Origin of the sequence: Methyloglobulus morosus KoM1 (assembly GCF_000496735.2) — a bacterium.
In the GTDB taxonomy this organism is placed as follows: domain Bacteria; phylum Pseudomonadota; class Gammaproteobacteria; order Methylococcales; family Methylomonadaceae; genus Methyloglobulus; species Methyloglobulus morosus.
This window is the reverse complement of the sequence record NZ_AYLO01000044.1, coordinates 13,016-32,614: the sequence shown is the minus strand read 5'-3', so window position 1 is coordinate 32,614 and position 19,599 is coordinate 13,016. Positions and strand designations below refer to the sequence as shown.

Below are 19,599 nucleotides of genomic sequence, written 5' to 3'. Positions count from 1 at the left end.
TGTGCGGTCAACCTTTAAATTCTATCATGTAGGCACTTCTCAAGACACCATGGCTCTCCCACGACACACAACACGATGACCTCAATACAGCTATTTTGGCTCATCCTGGGTACCGGTTGGGCGATGGTCGAACTGGTTATCGCAGCAAAAACCCGTGTTAAGTTTCCAACCACAACTCAACTGGAATACCGCTCTGAACGGCTAATCTGGCTGGTTGTCGCCTTTGCGTTGCTTATATCCCTATCCGTAAAACAAATGCACTGGGTGACATTGCCCATAGAAACGATGAGTCGCCAAATGATCGCTATCCCATTTTTCATCATAGGGCTTGCCGTGCGCTGCTATGCCGTCTATAGCTTGGGGCAGTTCTTCAGCACCTCCGTGGCCACTAAAGACAAACATCTGCTGATTGAAAATGGCCCTTATCAATTTATTCGACATCCGGCTTATACCGGCTTACTCATCAGCTTCTTTGCCGCAGGCTTGGCCATGGGGGACGGCTTGGCATTACTGGCCTTATTTTGCCCAATCGCTTACGTATTAGCAAAACGGATACGCTTTGAAGAACAGTGCCTGTCCGAGCATTTTGGTAAACCTTATGGTGATTATTGCTTGCATACTTGGAAATTGATTCCGTGGCTTTATTAGCCACCCAGATTGCGCTCCCTCAAACGGATGACTATTGGTCAGAATGGCTAGGGATTACAAAAGACGCATTTTGTCTTGACTATCGTGCCCATAAAAGGCACATTCATGGGTTGATTGCCACAACCTTTACTTCAATTCCAATCACTGAACATGTCAAAAGCAAAACATATTGTAATCGTCGGTGCGGGACCCGGCGGTTTATGTGCCGGTATGCTGTTAAGCCGACGCGGTTTCAAGGTCACTCTTTTTGAAAAAAATGCAGAAGTAGGCGGACGGAACAGGCCTATCCGAATGGACGGCTTTGTGTTCGATACAGGGCCCACATTTTTGTTGATGAAATACATTCTGGACGAAATGTTTCAGCTTTGCGGTAAACGCAGTGAAGATTATCTGGAGTTCTTCAAGTTAGATCCCATGTATCGACTGCTGTTTTCGGACCGTACCGTTGACGTGTATTCTGACCACGACAAGATGCGCGCCGAATTGCAAAAGTCATTTCCAGAAGGAAGTGCAGGATTTGACCGATATATCAAAAAGGAAGGGCAGCGTTTTCGCAAATTGTATCCGTGCATCAAGCGCGATTACACCAGCTTGAAATCATTCTTTTCTTGGGACCTGATAATGGCCTTACCCTATTTGGCGCTAAACCACAGCGTGTTTTCCAACCTGGGCAAATATTTCAAGGAAGAAAAAATGCGTTTGGTGTTTTCATTTCAATCCAAATACTTGGGCATGTCGCCATGGGAATGCCCTGCGCTGTTCACCATGCTGGCCTATCTGGAGCATGAATACGGCATTTATCATGTCAAAGGCGGACTCAATAAAATAGCGGCGGCGATGGCTAGAGTCATTACTGAGCAAGGCGGCACCATACATACCAACAGCCCGGTTGAATCCTTAGTCATTGAACACAAGGCTGTTAAAGGAGTGCGCTTGCAGGACGGGACTGTCATTGAGGCCGACGACGTTATCGTCAATGCCGATTTTGCGTATGCCATGACCCATCTGGTTAAACCGGATGTGCTACGGCAACATAACCATGAGAAGGTCAAGAAGCTGGAATTTTCCTGCTCGACTTTTATGCTGTACCTGGGACTGGATAAACACTACGCCATTCCTCATCATACGATCGTTTTTGCTGACGACTACAATGCCAATATCGGTAATATTTTCCGCAAAAAAACATTGACCAAGGATTTCTCGTTTTATGTGCAAAATGCCTCGGCCACAGATGCCAGCGTAGCACCCGACGGTAAATCAGCCCTGTATGTGCTGGTCCCTATGCCCAACAATGAAAGCGGCATTGACTGGAAAAATACCTGCGCCGATATGCGTGAGCAAGTGCTGGCCGCATTGGAAAAGCGCCTGGGCTTGGTCGATATACGCGAACAAATAGTCTGCGAAAAAGTGATTACCCCCCAAACCTGGGCAACGGAAGAAAATGTTTTTCTGGGCGCAACGTTCAGTCTTTCACATAAATTTAGCCAGCTCTTATATTGGCGGCCACATAATCAATTTCAGGAGTTGGATCGATGTTACTTGGTTGGCGGTGGCACGCATCCCGGAAGCGGCTTACCCACTATTTATGAATCAGCCCGCATTTCCGCCAACCTGATTTGTCGAAAACACGGCGTCGGCCATATCAAACCTTATAACGCCGCGCCCATTTAGCGATGCTTGCTGAGCTACAAGCGATTTCTGCCTTGGATGAACGTGTTTTGGGCACTCACCCGATTACGGCTTTGGCCGAAATCAAGCGGGCAATGTCGGCTGCTCGGATAGCCGCCGACACTTGGGCTGCCACTCCTATTGCCATGCGTGTTGCGCTATTGTCAGACCTAATCACAGCCATCTTGGCCGACATAGATGCCATAACCACAACTATCATGTCCGTCACCGGCAAAGTGAAAACCGAAGTGCTGCTGGGCGAAATTTATCCCGTACTGGAATTGCTGCGGTATTATAAAAAGAGTGCCGAACGCATTCTCGCACCTTGCCCGTTAAGCACGTCACCCCTGGCCTTTCCTAATGCCAGCGCACAATTTGAACGCCGGCCTTATGGTGTTGTCGGCATTATTTCGCCTTGGAATTTTCCTTTTCAGTTGACCTTAAGCCCCTTGCTGACTGCGTTGTTTAGCGGCAACGGCGTAATTTTCAAAACGTCCGAACTCAGCATTCCGGTCGGCGAGTTAATCATGCAGCTAGTTAACCGTATTGACTTGCCGACCGGGCTCATACAACACATTATCGGCGGTGCAGAAACGGGCGAACACTTGATCGATTGCAGGCCGGATTTGGTATTTGTCACAGGGGGTGTTGCAACAGGTCGCGCTATCATGGCAAGGGCCGCACAACATCCCATCCCTGTCATACTGGAGTTGGGCGGCAAAGATGCCATGCTGGTCTTTGACGATGCCAACCTGACTCGTGCCTGTAACGCCGCCATGTACGGCGCGTTCAGTAATAGCGGGCAAGTTTGTGTGTCCATAGAACGGCTGTATGTCCAACAGGGTTGCTATTCGCAATTCGTACGGATGTTGCAGGAGGCGACAGCCAAACTCACTGTAGGTCACGGTACGGAAGGTGATCTGGGGGCATTGACATCATTGGATCAATACGCTGTTGTTGAGGCCCATTATCAGGATGCCATAGCCAAAGGCGCGAAAGCTTCCTCACCCTTGCAAAAACAAGGGCGTTATTTGCACCCCGTCGTGCTATGGGACGTGACCCATGACATGCGAGTAATGCGCGAAGAAACCTTTGGCGCCCTTTTGCCCGTTATGGCATTCGGTACCGAAGGACAGGCCATCCAGCTTGCCAATGACAGCGATTATGGCTTGAATGCCAGTATCTGGAGCACCGACATTCACAGGGCCGAACGCGTAGCTAAGCAATTGCAGGTAGGGAATTGGGCGGTCAATGACGTCATCAAAAATATTGGCCATGCCGGCCTTCCTTTTGGCGGTGTCAAGAATAGCGGTTTTGGCCGATACCACGGCGCTGAAGGGTTGCGAAACTTCACCTACACTGTTTCCGGGTTGACGAGCCGCAGCGAACTGAACGATGAACCCAACTGGTTTCCCTATTCTGACTTGCGCTACTTACAAATGCGCGGCTTTATCGATTTTATTTTTGGCGACGGCTTTGTTTGGCAACGTATCGCCCGTAACTGGCAAGCATTACAGGCATTTCGCGGTTACGCCCAATCCAATGCGCGACAACACTGGGAAAATTTTTTGATATTTCTATTCCGAAGAAGGGATTATTAAATGGACACCAACCTTGATAAACCGATGGCTGATAAAAAAATTGTCGTGATTGGCGCCGGCCTGGGTGGATTATCAGCCGCCATCTCGTTGGCTACGGAAGGTTTTACGGTCGATTTGCTGGAAAAAAACGATAAGGTGGGCGGCAAGCTGAATGTATTAAAAAAAGACGGTTTTACTTTTGATTTAGGCCCTTCCATCCTGACCATGCCGCACATCTTCCAAAAGCTGTTCGAGCGGGCGGGCAGAAAAATGGAAGATTATGTCACCATACAAACCGTCGAGCCGCATTGGCGCAACTTCTTTGAAGACGGCAGCACCCTGGATTTAAGCGCAGACCCTGTCCGTATGAAGCAAGAACTGGACAGGCTTGGCCCCAACACGGCATACGAGTTCGAGCAATTTTTGGCCTACTCAAAAAAACTCTGCGAGGTCACCGAACAAGGCTATTTCGAACAGGGCATTGATTCATTTTGGGAATTAATCCACCATTACGGCCCCATTCGCAGCTTGATGGATTTTGATGTTTTCAGGTCTATGGATCAGGGCGTCAGGCGCTTCATCAAAGATCCTAAGCTAGTTGACATACTCAATTACTTTATTAAATACGTGGGGTCGTCGCCTTACGATGCGCCGGCATTGATGAATCTGCTCCCCTACATACAGTTTGGGTACGGTCTTTGGTACATCAAAGGTGGCATGTACGGGATGGCGCAAGGACTGCAAAAACTGGCGGAAGAACTCGGCGTCAACATTCGCGTCAATTGTGAAGTTGCCGAAATTCAATACACAGGAAACCGTGCAATCGCTGTACACCTGATCGATAACACCGTTATTCCTGCGGACATTGTCGTCTCCAATATGGAGGCCATACCCGCTTATAAAAAACTGCTACGGAATCAGGACAAGGAAATCAGGCGATTGGGTCGTTTTGCACCTTCCTGTTCAGGATTGGTGCTGCACCTGGGCGTAGACCGAATCTACGAGCAACTTGCCCACCATAATTTCTTTTACTCGGCTCACCCTCGCGAGCACTTTAATGCGATATTTCACAGCAACCGCTTATCCGATGACCCGACCATTTATCTGGTTGCACCCGTCAAAAGCGATCCCAGCCAAGCACCCGCAGGCTGCGAAATTATCAAGATATTGCCGCATATTCCCCACATTAACCCCGAACAACCATTGCAAGCCGACGATTATGCGGCAATGCGCGAACGGGTTTTGGTTAAATTGGAACGGATGGGGTTGACCGATTTAAGGAAACATATAGTCTGTGAAGAAAACTGGACACCTCTAGATATAGAGCAGCGCTACTATTCCAATCAAGGCTCGATTTACGGGGTCGTGGCCGATCGCTTCAAAAACCTGGGTTTTAAAATACCGCAGCGCAGCAAGCAATTCAGTAACCTTTATTTTGTTGGCGGCAGCGTCAATCCCGGCGGCGGTATGCCGATGGTCACGCTTTCAGGCCAGTTGGTGCGGGATAAGATATTGGCTGACCTTAAAAAGCAGCTTTAACTATACCGTGATCAGTAAAAAACTACTGGTTACGATGTCGCCTTTTGTGTAAAAAATCCGCTTCCAATTTTTGGAAATACGTGTGGATGGCAAACAGGAATCCCCCTGCAATCGGTAACACTAAATACCAATGGTCTTTGGAGACTGACAATACGCTTAGGATTTCCGCACCGAAGATGTAAGCTGGGGTGATCGTAATCGCTGCCCAAACCCAGGCGCTAATCAAGTTGATGATGGCAAACTGCTTGCCCGGATATTTGGTGGTGCCGATCGACATGGGGATAACGGTACGTAAGCCATACATATAGCGCTGCGCGAAGATAATGGGCCAACCGTATTTTTTTAGCAGCAAATGGGCAATCGCAAATTTACGGCGCTGGGTGTGCAATTTGCGTTGGATATAGCTTTTATTGTAGCGGCCTATGTAGAAATAAACTTGGTCGCCGGCAAAACCACCCAAGCCCGCCACAAAAATCGCCATGACGTAATTCATGTCACCGGTATGGGTCATGATGCCACCCATAATCAGCCCTAATTCGCCTTCGAGAATGCTCCACAGGAACAGGATTGGGTATCCGTATTCCTTAAGCCAACCAACAAATAATTCTTCCATCAATTCTTAATGCGGGCAAAAATTGTCACGTATACTAATCTTTATTGGGCAAATCATTAAGTTATACTCTTTTGTCAATAGGTTATCGAAAAAACTTATAGCTTAGTTAGCGCCGTTTTTCGTTACGTCTTTAATAAAATGTGCGCAATTATGACAGTTATTTCGTTTTTGTGCGCTTTATTATAAGACACATTTGAAATCATGTTTTGTAGGCATAGACCAACAAGCGATGATCTCCGGCACTGCCCGATTGAAAGGCTATTTTTGAAACATGGAGGTTGTGATGGCGATTAAGTCCCACGTTCATCAAACCATGGCCGGAATCAACTTGCTTGGCGATTCCCTAACGACCCAACAAGATGCCCGCCGACAACAGGCCAAGTATTGCAACATCAATAGGCAACGCCATCGCTAAGGCCTTTACCAACGTCGTTTGGTCAATAGGGCTCACTGCCACACCCAACCTCGGTTTAGATTTTAATTGCCCGTGATAAACCGCATCCCCTCCCAAAGCTACCCCTAAGGCGCCAGCCATAGCGGCAATCGGATAACCGGCATTGGGGCTTTCCAATTTATGGCCATCACGCCATAAACACTGCCAAGCACGGACTTTATCTTCCGCCAAAACGACAATCAATACCGCCGTCAATCGCGCCGGCAGGTAGTTGGCAAAATCATCCAAAATTGCCGCCATTTTACCAAAATAAAAATACCGCTCGGTCTTATAGGCTATCATTGAATCCATGGTGTTGATGGCCTTATAGATAGCAATGCCGGGCAGGCCGAACAGCAATAGATAAAATAATGGTGCAATCACCCCATCGCTCAGGTTTTCTGCCCAGGTTTCTATAGCGGCCTTGTAGATGTCAGCCTCACTCATGGCTCCGGTGTCACGGCTGACTAAAAGCCCCACCGCCCGTTTAGGGTCATCGGCGGTAAGTACGCCAGCAACACTGTCGTGCAGCATTGTCTTTGCCAATCCGGTGGATGCCGCCATGGCCAAGACGGCCAACGACAATGTGTCGGGCAATAAACGGCACAAGGCCGTTATTGCGATGCTGATTAACAGCGTGATTGCCAGCAAGCAAAAGACTAACAATGCGCCGGGTAAAAAGTGGTTGCGATAAAAACGCCGCTCAAAGCGATTGATAAAACCGCCCATGAACTGTACGGGATGCTTGCAGGGAAATTCACCGAACGCCTTGTCGATAAGATAAGCCAACGCCGCTAATTCAAACATGGGCTAAGGCATAAGCGAGTTGCTCGATAGTGTGTTGATCCTTAACCGCAAAGCGCACATGGCGCTGGTCCAAGCCGATAAAATTATCGCAGACCCGAATTAAAATTCGTTCCGATTCCAGTGCCGATTGCAATGCGTGCCCATCGCAGTTACCGGGCAACCGCGCCAATAGAAAATTGGCCGCACTGGGATAAACGTGTTCAAACAGGCCGGAATCACACAGTGCCTGATGCAGCAACTGACGTAAGATTGCAGTTTGCTGATGGGTTTGCGCGATGAAATCGGTGTTTACCAAGGCTTGTTGCATATAAGCCATATCCAGGCTGGACAATTTCCAGCTTGGCTCATACTGTTTTAGGGCATTGACCGCTGAAACCGCCGCAATGACAAAACCGATACGAATACCCGCGCAGCCATAAAACTTGCTTAACGATTTAATCACGTACAGCTTATCGTACTGACTGATCGACTCCATTGCCGACTCACTCAAGCAAAAATCCAAGAACGACTCGTCTATTACGATGGTGCAGTCGGCCTGTTGCCACCGTAACAATAACGGGTGCAGGTCATACAATTGACCGTCCGGCGTGGCGGGATTCACAAAAACGACCGTACTGCCCCTAGGAATAACTGCATCCAAATCCTCGTCAAAACGGTTGATGAACGACAACTGGCAGCCCAATTGCCGACCCATTCGCACATATTCACTGTACAAAGGCGCATAAAGCAGTAACTGTCGGGGCCGTAAAAAACGCAATAAGGCAAAAATGGCGGCACTCGCGCCGTTAAACACCTCGCAATCGGCGTTGGCTGGATACGGATAACGTTGTTTGAAGGCCTGTTTGAGCTGGCTGTAGTCAGGGTCGGCATAAGGAGTCAAGTTGACCGTTCGCAAACTCACCCAATCAACGGCTTGCTGGGGATTAATGTTGGCAGAAAAATCCAGCACCTGTTCAGGCAAGCAGCCGATGCGCCGGGCAAACTGATAAATATTACCGCCGTGCATCGTATTGACCGGCATTTAGGCCGTTTGTATCGCCCACTGCCGGATGATTTTATGGAGTTGTTGCAGGCCATCAGCCAATGCCGCAGGGCCGGGTTGCAGGATGTCGCAAGATTTTATTTCAAAAAGCTGATTGTTTCGCACGGCGGGAATCGAATCCCAACCGAGTCGCATCGCAACATGATCGGGACGGAATTTCTTGCCGCACCAGGAACCGATGATAATGTCCGGCGCACGTCGCACGACTTCCAATGGATCGGGGATAATGCGCTGTTTTGCGGATTGCTCCGTAGCCAGTTCGGCAAAGCAATCCTTGCCGCCCGCTATGGCGATCAATTCCGATACCCAACGGATGCCCGAAATCATCGGTTCGTCCCATTCTTCAAAATAGACACAAGGACGACGCGATAAAGCAACGGCTTCTATTTGAATGGCTTCGATTTGTTGCCGATATTTCGCCGCCAGGGCATTGGCTTTTTCAGGCGCCCCTACCATCGCACCCAGCAGCGTAATCATGCGTAAAATCCCTTCGACAGAACGCTGATTGAACACATGCACGGCAATGCCGGCACGGATCAGTTGTGCGGCAATATCCGCTTGGAGATCGGAAAAACCGAGCACCAAATCCGGTTCAAGCGCCAGAATCTTGTCGATCTTGGCGCTGGTAAATGCCGAAACTTTGGGTTTTTCCTTACGCGCCTTGGCGGGTCGCACGGTGAAACCGGAAATGCCCACAATGCGCTGTTGTTCGCCGAGAAGATAAAGTGTTTCAGTGGTTTCCTCGGTTAGGCAGACGATCCGCGAAGGGTAGATCACGAAATGGTTTTACGTCCATCTTGTGTTGCAACAACGGCTTTAACCAACTTAACCAATGCAATGCCGACAATCCCGTAAATCAGGGTAGAACCGACATACAAGGGATAATAGTGGGCGACGCGTTCAAAATATTGCAGCCATGACATGTCCGTATAACGATCCGAGAACACATAAAAGCTGCCGTTGGAAATAACAAAGGCGACCGATGCCGTCAGGGCCAGCACCCCCATAGAACCCAATGACAGGGATAATTCCGTCGCTTTAAATACCGCCAGGTTAGCGCAATAACGTCCCGCCAGCCACATGACCGCATAAGTGGGAATCAAAAAAACATAGGCGGGGGTAACGCACCAGCCGCTGGTGCCATGAGAAATAGCCAAATAGTCAATCAATGCCGCCAACGCCAACAAAAAGCCCAGCAACATTTTGTTGCGATAAAACCCGGCAAAGAAAAATACCGCCAAGGAAGCATCCGGCAAATGCAAGACATCGCCGAAATGATGGAAACGCGTCAATATCATAGCGGCTATCAGGGGAATGGGCAGCATTTCGACTTGTAGGTAGCGGTTTAAATTCATGGGTGTCTCCTATACAAAAAAGGGAAGTTGAAAGTTAAAAATTAAGTTGTGTTTAGTTATTGTAATGGATAGAGAAGAAGTAGTTCATACCCAGCTGGTTATAAGTATTCACTGTTTGGTAGTTTTTATCCAGTAAGTTATTCAGCTTCGCACTTAGCAGCCAATTTTTGTTGATATGGTAAGCGGCACGCAAATCGACGGTGACGAAGCCTGCAACCCTGATGCTATTGTCGGGATTATCAAACCGATGGTCTTGTGCCAACACATAAGCACCTACATCAAACTGCCCGAATGAGCGCGACAAGTCGAACGATAGCGTTTTAGCCGCACGACGAGGCAACCGCTTATTGGTTTCCCTGATTTCAGGGTTTAGCATAGTCATGTTCAACTTGGCATTCCAGCCCTGCCATTGGGTGCCAATTTCAGCTTCTAAGCCATCAATTTGAGATTTTCCGACGTTTTGGGCGCTAAAGTTAAAGTTCTTGTCCGGTACCGGGGTAATCAGGTTGTCGATATCGGTGTGGTAAGCCCTTAGCTCCCATTGCACCCAGTCATGGTTTCCGGCAAGCCCTACCTCAACCGAAGTGGATTCTTCCGGTTTTAAATTAGGATTGCCGTAGTTAGGAAAATACAGGTCATTGAATGATGGTGCTTTAAAGGCATTGCCAAAATTGGCAAACGTACTGATTCCGTAATCCCAATTTGAACGCCAACCGACATTACCGGTGACATAATCACCGAATTGTTCGTTTTTGTCCCCACGCACGGAAGCATTCACAAAATGATTGTCGAAGAATTGGCCACGGTATTCACCAAACACCCCTATGTCATAACGTGATTTTACCGTGTAGGCAACGGTACTTTCGACCTCATCCAAGCGGTAATCCGAACCGAGGATCAGCCTATGTTCATCCGTCAAAGCAACCTCGTTCAACCAACTGGCGTTCCAGCGGGTGGAATTAAAACGGCTATCAAACGTGTTATTAGGGAAAAACGTATCATTTTGATCGAGGCTTTGGCCTAAGCGAAACGTAGAATGCCAGTTATCGGCTATAGCCATTTTGCCTGATAACCCAACAGTTTGGGTGACAAACTTCGCATGATCCCCACCAAAATTGGAATCATATTCGGTATCGCCTTCAGCGCGGATAAAAGTGGCTTCCACTTCAGCATTATTGTCAAAGCGGTGGCCTGCGCGTGCATTCATGGCGGTGTTTTGGTAACCATCCCTGTCCGGCTGGCTAAAACCGAATGGGCCGGGAATCGGTTGGCGGGCATTAATGCCTTCTGTGCCAATTGAAGATGCGCCCAAGCTGTACCAATTATTCTTCCATCGTCCATTCACATTACCTGCCGTACGATAGGTGTCATAGGAACCGCCCCCCGCATCCAAGCTGAACTTGGGGGTTTCTGAATCGCCCCCTTTACGGGTGAAAACCTGGATAACACCCCCAATAGCTTCCGAACCGTACAAGCTGGATTGTGGGCCGCGTATGATTTCGACGCGCTCGACCTGGTCGATAGGCACAAATTCAAAAGGCGTAGAACCCAAAGTAGCAGACCCCACCTTAATACCATCGACCAACACCAACACATGATCGGCATTCGTGCCGCGCATAAAGACACTGGTTTGTTTGCCTAAACCGCCGCTTTGGGTCATATCCAGCCCTGTCGATCCACGTAAAAGCTCCGGCAAGGTCTTGACCTGTAAACGCTCAATGTCATTGCGGGTGTAAACGGTTGATGCAGCCGATAGCTGGTTTCTGGGAGTTTCTGACCGCGTTGCGGTAACCACCATTTCGGGGAGATCGAGTGTGCTTTGGGTTAGATTGGTTTGTGCGTGTAAAAGTGATGCGTTAGCCCCAGTAAGCAATACTGTGCTGAATAGCAATTTTTTCATGTTGTCCTCTGCGCCGCCCGCGCATGATCGTGACTTAATCACAGGGGAGGACGGACGAAGACGCAACCCGACAAGCCGTCGGATTACTTCGCAACACAGCCCTCCGCTGTACCGAATAGGCTTAAAGGCAGGTCTCCGGGCTTATCAGTGGCGAAACCTTTGGGGGCTTTGCCTGAATCATCACCTTCCCATGCAAATACACAGTGGCACAAGATGATTCTTTACTAAATATACCGTTGCGGGGGCAGCGTCGGCTTTGGCATCATTCGCCTTACCGACTTCCCGTTTAATCCTCAGGTGGTGAAACCGTACGGAACCTTAAAGCAGGTTGGGATTATAACCGCTTGTATTGATAAAGCAAGCGATGCACCGTATTCTAGCCCTTGCGTCAAAATGCTACGTTCGTCCAATCGAGTATGCACGAAATATTAGAAAAGGACGGCGCGGACTTAGCGGATAAGCACGGATAAAAAATTTAAACCTGTTTAATCCGCGTCATTCCCCAACTCAATCAAGAAGCTATGAAAACCGCATTATTGGCAGGTACACATTCGGGCTGCGGCAAAACGACATTGACGTTGGCTTTGCTACAGCATTTCCGACAAGCCCAACACAACATCGCCTCATTCAAGGCCGGCCCTGATTTTATTGATCCTTTGTGGCATCAGGCTGTCACGGGCAAGCCCTCGTATAATCTGGATACCCGTATGATGGGCGCAGACGCCTGTCGTCAAGAACTGGCGCAACGGTCACAACTCGCTGAAATTGCCCTGATTGAAGGGGTAATGGGCTTGTTTGACGGTTATTGCGGCGTAGGAGGCGAAGGTTCAAGTGTCGATCTGGCGCATGTATTAGGCTGCCCTGTCATTTTAGTGGTGGATGCGGGCGGAATGAGCGGTACGATTGCCGCTGTTGTCACGGGTTTTTGTCAGTTGGCCGAGCAAAAAAATGTCGGTATTTCTGGGGTTATCGCCAACAAAGTGGGTGGCGCATATCACGCCGAATTATTGAGGGACGCACTGGATGCGTATAACTTGCCGCCACTGGTCGCCTGGATGGAACGTGGCGACAAGATACTGGCTGAACGTCATTTAGGCTTAAAAATGCCGGAAGAAACGATGATCCCTGATTATTCCAGCGTCCTTCATGTTGATTCGGATGCATTGCTACATGCTTTCTCAGGGCTTGCGTATGACGCACCCGCCTTTTCCTCACCTCAGCCACGGTTACAGGGCAAAATTATCGCCGTCGCCAGAGATGGCGCTTGCTGTTTTATTTATCCCGCCAATCTGGATTGGTTAACGGGACAAGGGGCAAAGCTGGTTTTTTTCTCCCCTGCGGCAAGTGAACCTGTACCCCAAGGGGTCGATGCCATTTGGTTGCCGGGCGGTTATCCCGAATTGTATGCACGGCAATTATCCCAATCGACTACTTGGCACTCAATGCGTACTTATGCCGATGCCGGAACGCCCATCTTGGCCGAATGCGGCGGCGCAATGCTGCTTGGTCAATCGTTAGTCGATGTTAATGGCGACAATTGGCCTATGGCGGGAGTTTTCCCCTATATTTCAATCATGCAAACCCGCTTGGCGGCATTAGGCCATCGGGAAGAAGCATCCGGTGTTAAGGGCCATGAATTCCATTACTCCACACGGGAACAGGATGAAGGGTTACGGCCTGCGTTTGACGTTACGCAAGGCGATCAGGGCGTACGCTATAAAAATGCCAGGGCCTCGTATGTGCATTGGTATTTTGCCTCCGCACCCAATCAGGCCTACACCTGGTTTAATGCTGACAGTTGACGCAAAATACCGTGGAACGGTTAGTGACCCTTATTTCCGTAAGCGGGCGCAAGCAATGTGGACAAGGTTGTCCTGCGCGCCCATACACGCGTAACTGCTGCTTAAAATAACCGGGATTTCCGGCTTCATTCACAAAATTTCTCAGCGTCGTCCCGCCCTGTTCGATGGCGCTATGCAATACGGTTTTGATACAGTCAGCCAAAAGTTGATAACGCGCCAAAGCGATTCTTCCGGCGTGACGTTTAGGATGTATGCCCGCCATAAACAAGGCTTCATTTGCATAAATGTTTCCAACACCCACCACAACGTGACCATCCATGACGAATGATTTTATGGGTGCTTTGCGGTTTCTGGACAATCGATAAAGATGCATCCCGTCAAAATCCGACGATAGGGGTTCCGGCCCCAGGTCCTTAAGCAAGTCATGCCCTGCTGGGGATGATGTCGTCCACAACACCGCGCCAAAGCGGCGAGGGTCGTTGTAACGCAAGATCGTGCCATTATTGAAGATGAAGTCGATATGGTCGTGCTTGTCGGCAGGTTTTTCTTTCGGCAGTATCCGCAAGCTACCGGACATACCTAAATGCAAGATTATCGTACCGGCATCGGTGGAGATTAACAGGTATTTGGCCCTTCTTGAGACCGACCTGATAGTTAGGTTCGGCAGGATTTCAGGCAAATTTACCGGCACAGGCCAGCGCAGTTGAGGTTGCCGGATGACAACTTGCCGAATCACCTGCCCTTCAACATGCGGCGCTATGCCTCGAACGGTGGTTTCAACTTCGGGCAATTCGGGCATGTAAATTGTGCCGCTCGATTAAAGAATTGATTAATTTTTTGTAGGGCTGCGATTTTAACACGAATAATTATATTCTTTAGTGGATTATCCACGTCATCTTAGCCATGCCTTAAGCAAAATTAGCTTGGGCTAAAACACCTATTGCGTTGTATTTTAACAACAAAAGAGCCTGGTTTGTTGTTTTGTAATACAAATGTAATGAAATTGTCATAATACTGTCACATTACCCGCCTAAGCTTGCACGAGTTTATCAATAACGGCGAGCTTTCCATGAAAATTTCCAAACTTACCTTAGCAGTTGCTGCCCTTATAGGCACTAGCGCAGCATCCTCGGCCTTTGCCATTAACCTGTACGTCGACGTCAAAACCAAACAAATATATGCGGAACCCGGCCCCCATAGGCAACTGATGGGGGAATTTGAACAAGTGCAAGACAAATCAGCAGCATCGCCCGCTACCAGTTCAGATATCTCTGCGATTAAGCAAGATTTAGAATTAAAATCCAACGAAATAGCCGCACTGAAAGAACACTCCAAAGAAGCGGAAGAAAACAAAATCCACCTGGAAGACGGGCTTGAACTAAAAACCAAAGATGGTAATTTCAAAATTGCACTAAACGGGCGGATGCAAGTCGATTCACAAGTCAATGTCGTCAATGAAGTCAGCCCTGCTTTTAGCGGCAATCCTGCCTTAACTAATAAACTAGATGACGGTGTTGGTCTCCGTCGGGCTCGTTTAGGCGTGGAAGGTACAATGTTCAAGGATTTCGACTATAAATTCGAATACGATTTTACCCGAGGCAATGGCACAACCGGTGCAGGCGTGACCGATGCATACCTGAGATGGAATTATGACAAAGCGTTCTCAATTAAGGTCGGTTCATTCAAAGAGCCGTTCAGTTTGGAAGAAGCCACCAGTAACCGTTTCTTAACTTTTATAGAACGTAATATGATCGTCAATACGTTCATCGATAATCCTAATACCTACAAAATTGGTGTGGGCGCGAACTATTCACAAGAGCGTTATCAGATTGCGACATCGTTCCAAACAGAACCGGTAGGGGCTAACCCTTCTGGCTCGACTTCATCGGCTTCATCAATCAATACCAATGGTGGCAGCAACCGAAACAATGGTTCAGGCGACACCGGTTGGGAAGCGAACGCACGCGTCAGCGGTATGCCTTGGATGGAAAGCAAAACCAAATTCTTGCATATTGGTGCATCAGGCTCTTATGTCGATGTAAACAACAATTTCCGCCAGAACGGCACGTTTAACAACGGCGGCTTTTCTTTTGTCTCCGTGCTCGACAATAACGTAGACCGTAGCAACGTACTGAATACAGGTAACTTGACGAATGCAAACGGTTCCAAAATTGTCGAAGATTTCACCCGCTTCGGTGCAGAATCGGCATTAGTTTACGGCCCTTGGTCTGCGCAGGCTGAATATATACAAACGAATATCTCGGGCAAAGGTTATCACAACGATACCCTGGAAGGTTACTATGGCTATGTCAGTTATTTCCTGACAGGCGAATCACGTAATTATAAATCCAAGACTGGCGCATGGGATCGACTAAAACCTAGCCGTAACTTTGATTTCCATAGTGGCGGTTGGGGTGCTTGGGAACTTGCAGCAGGCTGGGATTACATCGACCTGAATACCGATAATATTAAAGGCGGACGGGCTTCGACGGCTAAATTAGGCTTAAATTGGTATCCCAACTCACATTTCCGCTTAATGGGCAATATCATCCATGTTTTAGACCTAAACTCGACGACCCGGGGCTTTAACAAGGCCGACCTGGACATGTTTGAAATGCGCGCCCAAGTTGATTTTTAAGCCCTCCCTAGAACTGAATTAACTATCTAGTTTTCCAAAGCCCTGTTATCTAGTTAGGTAACAGGGCTTTTTTATTGCTCTTAGCATCGGGGAGTCGCTATTTTTGCGAAAGCTTGTTTTGGGCATCCCAACCCAAGCAAGCGGCAATAGACTAATTCTGACAAGTCCAGCGGGACAAGGACAAACTGACCCCGCCCTGCCATTCTTGACTGCTGGTTTTCAATTTCCGGCTTTAATGCGGGTTATGCTCGCTATCGATTTGTTGCCAGCCGATTAGAAACAGGACCATGAACCCTGCGAAAACTATTATTGAAATCATAATATTCTCCTGACTAGGGACAATGATTGTGCCGGGAATTTATCCCGATAGACAACTGCAGCATCAAACATGCCATCATTGGCGGAATGACTGGGTTGCCGGCAATCGTAAGGCAGCCGCGCCTTTCCAGACACCACGCAACAATCACTCGTTTGAAATGACCTGAAAAAGTGAACCAAAATAGTCCATGAGGGCTTTTGGTTGCCCTAGATAAGTGCTAACGATTGAGGCCTATCCACAATGCAATCGGGCTTTGTGGATAGGCAATCATCCATACGGGCTGTATAAACTAGCTTAAGATTGCTTATTCAACGCATTTTAATGCCTTTTATTTTTTAATCCGTTACCCGTAATTGACGAACGGAAATAAAAACATCGAAAAAAGCATCCGGGGTCAAACGATTCGTTTGCGTGTTATAGCGGCTGCAATGATAGGAATCGACCAGATTCCGGCCATTAGGCAAGACATGATGGGCGTTATGGGCGAATTTTGCGCTGCTTGCCTTCAACTTATATGCCTTTAACACGGACTGATGGGCAATCAGCCCTAAAGCCAAAATGATTGTCTTTTTTGGCAATGTTGCCAATTCTGCAGCCAAATAGGAATTGCATTGCGCTATTTCAGCGGGGGTCGGCTTATTTTGCGGCGGTAGGCACTTAACCGCATTCGTTATCCGGCAGTCGATAAGCTCAAGGCCATCATTTAATGATACCGATATGGGCTTATTGCTGTAGCCAAATTTATAAAGTGCCTCATACAACAAGATACCCGCATAATCTCCGGTAAAAGGCCGTCCTGTTGCATTCGCGCCGTGCATTCCAGGGGCCAGGCCTACAATGAGCAAATCTGGATTTTGGGCTCCAAAAGGCGCTACAGGACGGGCGTGGTAATCGGGATAAGTTTGCTTGGTTTCGCAAAGAAAACTGGCTAAGCGTTCGCATTTTCGGCAGTTTTCATCGAATATTTTAGTCGTCATTTTTCTGGATTAGTCATATCGCTGTTTTAACTTTCTATTGGGCAGAAAATTACCACATAAAGGAAAAGTCTACTTATAATTTAACGCATTGACTAACACCTCTTGTAACCGTTAAGGCGAATGAAAAAAAAACCGATCACCATTTTTGGGGAAATCCTATTCGACCATTTTCCCGATGGTAGCCGTGTCATGGGCGGCGCTCCTTTCAATGTCGCCTGGCACTTACAGGCATTTGGGCGACAACCCCAATTGATTAGCCGAGTGGGCAACGATACGACAGGAAACCAGATACGCGCAGCCATGCAATCATGGGATATGGACCTGAATTTTTTACAGCAGGATCCAACTTCCCCAACCGGGCAGGTACAAGTGAAAATTGAACAAGGCGAACCCGCTTATTGTATTTTACCAGACCAAGCCTACGATCATATTGAAATGCAAGGCCTGGATAAACCCCATCATACCGGTATCTTCTATCATGGGACGCTGGCTGGCCGTTCACCCACATCAAGGCAAACATTGGCGACATTAAAAGCATTGCACCAAGGCAAAATTTTCATTGATGTCAATTTGCGGCTACCGTGGTGGAATAAGGCCAGCGTGCTTGAACTCATCAAAGATGCCGACTGGATGAAGCTGAATTTTCAAGAGTTGCAGGCATTGCACGGTCATGAGATTGATGTTAAATCCGGCATGAATGAATTTCTGCACCAATATAAGCTGGAAGGTATTATTGTCACTTGCGGTGAAAAGGGTGCCTTGGGATTGAACAATGTGGGGGAATTCTTTTCTGTATCGCCTAATGCGCCTGTGACCCTTACAGATACGGTGGGCGCAGGCGACGCCTTTTCAGCGATATTGTTGCTTGGCCTTAATCTTGGCTGGCCTTTAGGGCTAACTATGGAAAGGGCGCAATTATTTGCTTCCGCTATAACAGGGCAAAGGGGCGCAACCGTAGTGGATTCGAATTTTTACCGACCATTTATATCATTATGGCAACTCGATACGTATTAACAATACCATCATGTTCATCCCTATCCTACTGGATGATGTCGAGAGAGGACAATTGAAAAAACGACAAAAAAAACCGACACTAAGGTCGGTTTTTAATCTCTAGCCTGCCTTGAATTACAAAGAACCCGTGGAGTTCAATTCTTGGAAAGCTTGTTCCAAACGGTTCACCATACCCACTTCGCCTGCGCGTTGCCATACCCGTGGGTCGTAATACTTTTTGTTCGGCTTATCGTCGCCATCTGGATTACCAATTTGGCCCTGCAAATAACCTTCATTTTTCTTGTAGAACTCCATGATACCAGCCCAAGTTGCCCACTGGGTATCGGTGTCGATATTCATTTTAACAACGCCGTAACTGATGGACTCTTTGATCTCTGCTGGTGTTGAACCTGAACCACCGTGAAATACGAAGTCCAATGTATTTTTTGCAACACCGTACTTTTCTGAGACATATTTTTGGGAATTAGCCAATATTGTCGGAGTTAATTTAACATTTCCGGGCTTGTACACACCGTGTACATTACCAAAAGAAGCGGCAATCGTGAATCGTGGGCTAATTTTACTCAATTCTTCATACGCATAGGCCACGTCTTCGGGTTGGGTATACAGTAAAGAATGATCTAGGCCGCTATTATCAACACCGTCTTCTTCCCCACCGGTCACACCTAATTCAATTTCCAGGGTCATGTTCATTTTGGACATGCGTTTGAGGTATTCACCACAGATTTCCATGTTTTCTTTCAGGCTTTCTTCCGACAAATCCAGCATGTGTGAGCTGAACAGCGGTTTTCCTGTTGCTGCGAAATGCTTTTCACCGGCATCCAACAAGCCGTCAATCCAAGGAAGTAATTTTTTTGCAGCATGGTCGGTATGGAGAATAACAGGGACGCCGTAATGTTCAGCCAGCAAATGGACATGTTGGGCACCTGAAATGGCTCCCAGGATTGAGGCTTGTTGGCCTTCTGCCTTTAGCCCTTTGCCCGCCATAAAAGCCGCGCCACCATTGGAAAACTGGATGATGACCGCAGATTTGGCTTTGGCTGCCGCTTCCATGACCGCGTTCATCGAATCGGTATTGATGACATTGACGGCCGGTAATGCAAAACTGTTCGCTTTGCAGATAGCAAAAAGCTTCTGCACATCTTCCCCAGTAACAACGCCGGGTTTTATAACATCTAAAATTTTTTGTGACATATTGATAATTCGTGTAGATATAAATTAAAAACGCCCCGACACAACGTGTCGAGGCGATATTATTATTGTA

At 47.9% G+C, this 19,599-nt stretch carries 16 protein-coding genes and 1 riboswitch; of the genes, 7 read left to right on the top strand and 9 right to left on the bottom strand.

The window, feature by feature from the left end; genetic code table 11:
• Nucleotides 1-75: 75 nt before the first annotated feature.
• The 4 genes from MGMO_RS06135 (at nucleotide 76) to MGMO_RS06120 (ending at nucleotide 5,435) form a co-directional block, all read left to right on the top strand.
• Nucleotides 76-648: a methyltransferase family protein gene (locus tag MGMO_RS06135; RefSeq protein WP_023494171.1), complete on the top strand. Its 573-nt coding sequence runs from the start codon at nucleotides 76-78 to the stop codon at nucleotides 646-648.
• A gap of 150 nt (nucleotides 649-798) precedes the next feature.
• Complete coding sequence (locus MGMO_RS06130) at nucleotides 799-2,319, top strand: phytoene desaturase family protein (RefSeq protein ID WP_023494170.1); 1,521 nt, start codon at nucleotides 799-801, stop codon at nucleotides 2,317-2,319.
• A 2-nt stretch (nucleotides 2,320-2,321) separates the two neighbouring features.
• Nucleotides 2,322-3,917 carry an aldehyde dehydrogenase family protein gene (locus MGMO_RS06125; RefSeq protein WP_023494169.1) on the top strand — a complete coding sequence of 532 codons (1,596 nt, stop codon included), beginning with the start codon at nucleotides 2,322-2,324 and terminating at the stop codon, nucleotides 3,915-3,917.
• Nucleotides 3,918-5,435 (top strand): phytoene desaturase family protein, encoded by a 1,518-nt coding sequence (locus MGMO_RS06120; RefSeq protein ID WP_023494168.1) that lies wholly within the window; start codon nucleotides 3,918-3,920, stop codon nucleotides 5,433-5,435.
• A gap of 22 nt (nucleotides 5,436-5,457) precedes the next feature.
• Here the strand turns inward: MGMO_RS06120 and MGMO_RS06115 are convergent, their stop codons facing one another.
• From MGMO_RS06115 to MGMO_RS06090, 6 genes are all read right to left on the bottom strand, one after another.
• Nucleotides 5,458-6,048 carry a DedA family protein gene (locus MGMO_RS06115; RefSeq protein ID WP_023494167.1) on the bottom strand — a complete coding sequence of 197 codons (591 nt, stop codon included), beginning with the start codon at nucleotides 6,046-6,048 and terminating at the stop codon, nucleotides 5,458-5,460.
• A 343-nt stretch (nucleotides 6,049-6,391) separates the two neighbouring features.
• Nucleotides 6,392-7,288: an adenosylcobinamide-phosphate synthase CbiB gene (gene cbiB, locus MGMO_RS06110; RefSeq protein WP_023494166.1), complete on the bottom strand. Its 897-nt coding sequence runs from the start codon at nucleotides 7,286-7,288 to the stop codon at nucleotides 6,392-6,394.
• A complete protein-coding gene (locus tag MGMO_RS06105) occupies nucleotides 7,281-8,309 on the bottom strand; it encodes an aminotransferase class I/II-fold pyridoxal phosphate-dependent enzyme (protein WP_023494165.1) in 1,029 nt (342 codons plus the stop codon). Before MGMO_RS06105 ends, cbiB begins: the two co-directional genes overlap by 8 nt.
• Entirely contained in the window at nucleotides 8,310-9,107 is a 798-nt protein-coding gene (locus MGMO_RS06100) for a cobalamin-binding protein (RefSeq protein WP_023494164.1), read from the bottom strand.
• Entirely contained in the window at nucleotides 9,104-9,685 is a 582-nt protein-coding gene (locus MGMO_RS06095; protein ID WP_023494163.1) for a hypothetical protein, read from the bottom strand. The genes MGMO_RS06100 and MGMO_RS06095 overlap by 4 nt, the downstream gene beginning before the upstream one ends.
• 52 nt (nucleotides 9,686-9,737) lie before the next feature.
• Nucleotides 9,738-11,585: a TonB-dependent receptor domain-containing protein gene (locus tag MGMO_RS06090; protein ID WP_023494162.1), complete on the bottom strand. Its 1,848-nt coding sequence runs from the start codon at nucleotides 11,583-11,585 to the stop codon at nucleotides 9,738-9,740.
• Nucleotides 11,586-11,694: 109 nt separating this feature from the next.
• Nucleotides 11,695-11,921: riboswitch (cobalamin riboswitch) on the bottom strand.
• Nucleotides 11,922-12,106: 185 nt separating this feature from the next.
• Between MGMO_RS06090 and MGMO_RS06085 the strand changes: the two genes are divergently transcribed.
• Nucleotides 12,107-13,387, top strand: coding sequence for a cobyrinate a,c-diamide synthase (locus tag MGMO_RS06085; RefSeq protein WP_023494161.1), 1,281 nt, complete (start codon nucleotides 12,107-12,109; stop codon nucleotides 13,385-13,387).
• On the opposite strand, the gene mutM is transcribed toward MGMO_RS06085, so the two are convergent.
• Nucleotides 13,371-14,186: a bifunctional DNA-formamidopyrimidine glycosylase/DNA-(apurinic or apyrimidinic site) lyase gene (mutM, locus tag MGMO_RS06080; protein ID WP_023494160.1), complete on the bottom strand. Its 816-nt coding sequence runs from the start codon at nucleotides 14,184-14,186 to the stop codon at nucleotides 13,371-13,373. The two genes, MGMO_RS06085 and mutM, sit on opposite strands and share 17 nt — an antisense overlap.
• 270 nt (nucleotides 14,187-14,456) lie before the next feature.
• Between mutM and MGMO_RS06075 the strand changes: the two genes are divergently transcribed.
• Entirely contained in the window at nucleotides 14,457-16,025 is a 1,569-nt protein-coding gene (locus MGMO_RS06075) for an OprO/OprP family phosphate-selective porin (protein ID WP_023494159.1), read from the top strand.
• A gap of 654 nt (nucleotides 16,026-16,679) precedes the next feature.
• Here the strand turns inward: MGMO_RS06075 and MGMO_RS06070 are convergent.
• Nucleotides 16,680-17,321 carry a uracil-DNA glycosylase gene (locus tag MGMO_RS06070; protein WP_023494158.1) on the bottom strand — a complete coding sequence of 214 codons (642 nt, stop codon included), beginning with the start codon at nucleotides 17,319-17,321 and terminating at the stop codon, nucleotides 16,680-16,682.
• Between the two features lie 120 nt (nucleotides 17,322-17,441).
• On the opposite strand from MGMO_RS06070, the gene MGMO_RS06065 reads away from it, so the two are divergent.
• Nucleotides 17,442-18,335: a carbohydrate kinase family protein gene (locus MGMO_RS06065; protein ID WP_023494157.1), complete on the top strand. Its 894-nt coding sequence runs from the start codon at nucleotides 17,442-17,444 to the stop codon at nucleotides 18,333-18,335.
• Between the two features lie 114 nt (nucleotides 18,336-18,449).
• Here the strand turns inward: MGMO_RS06065 and fbaA are convergent, their stop codons facing one another.
• Nucleotides 18,450-19,529 carry a class II fructose-bisphosphate aldolase gene (fbaA, locus tag MGMO_RS06060; RefSeq protein ID WP_023494156.1) on the bottom strand — a complete coding sequence of 360 codons (1,080 nt, stop codon included), beginning with the start codon at nucleotides 19,527-19,529 and terminating at the stop codon, nucleotides 18,450-18,452.
• Nucleotides 19,530-19,599: the final 70 nt, after the last annotated feature.

Excerpts from the sequence above, each read along its gene's own strand:
- MGMO_RS06070 (WP_023494158.1), bottom strand. The coding sequence starts at position 17,321 with ATGACGACTAAAATATTCGATGAAAACTGCCGAAAATGCGAACGCTTA.
- MGMO_RS06065 (WP_023494157.1), top strand. The coding sequence starts at position 17,442 with ATGAAAAAAAAACCGATCACCATTTTTGGGGAAATCCTATTCGACCAT.
- MGMO_RS06130 (WP_023494170.1), top strand. The coding sequence starts at position 799 with ATGTCAAAAGCAAAACATATTGTAATCGTCGGTGCGGGACCCGGCGGT.
- MGMO_RS06135 (WP_023494171.1), top strand. The coding sequence starts at position 76 with ATGACCTCAATACAGCTATTTTGGCTCATCCTGGGTACCGGTTGGGCG.
- MGMO_RS06090 (WP_023494162.1), bottom strand. The coding sequence starts at position 11,585 with ATGAAAAAATTGCTATTCAGCACAGTATTGCTTACTGGGGCTAACGCA.
- MGMO_RS06125 (WP_023494169.1), top strand. The coding sequence starts at position 2,322 with ATGCTTGCTGAGCTACAAGCGATTTCTGCCTTGGATGAACGTGTTTTG.
- MGMO_RS06085 (WP_023494161.1), top strand. The coding sequence starts at position 12,107 with ATGAAAACCGCATTATTGGCAGGTACACATTCGGGCTGCGGCAAAACG.
- MGMO_RS06075 (WP_023494159.1), top strand. The coding sequence starts at position 14,457 with ATGAAAATTTCCAAACTTACCTTAGCAGTTGCTGCCCTTATAGGCACT.
- MGMO_RS06095 (WP_023494163.1), bottom strand. The coding sequence starts at position 9,685 with ATGAATTTAAACCGCTACCTACAAGTCGAAATGCTGCCCATTCCCCTG.
- MGMO_RS06120 (WP_023494168.1), top strand. The coding sequence starts at position 3,918 with ATGGACACCAACCTTGATAAACCGATGGCTGATAAAAAAATTGTCGTG.
- MGMO_RS06105 (WP_023494165.1), bottom strand. The coding sequence starts at position 8,309 with ATGCCGGTCAATACGATGCACGGCGGTAATATTTATCAGTTTGCCCGG.
- cbiB (WP_023494166.1), bottom strand. The coding sequence starts at position 7,288 with ATGTTTGAATTAGCGGCGTTGGCTTATCTTATCGACAAGGCGTTCGGT.
- MGMO_RS06115 (WP_023494167.1), bottom strand. The coding sequence starts at position 6,048 with ATGGAAGAATTATTTGTTGGTTGGCTTAAGGAATACGGATACCCAATC.
- mutM (WP_023494160.1), bottom strand. The coding sequence starts at position 14,186 with ATGCCCGAATTGCCCGAAGTTGAAACCACCGTTCGAGGCATAGCGCCG.
- fbaA (WP_023494156.1), bottom strand. The coding sequence starts at position 19,529 with ATGTCACAAAAAATTTTAGATGTTATAAAACCCGGCGTTGTTACTGGG.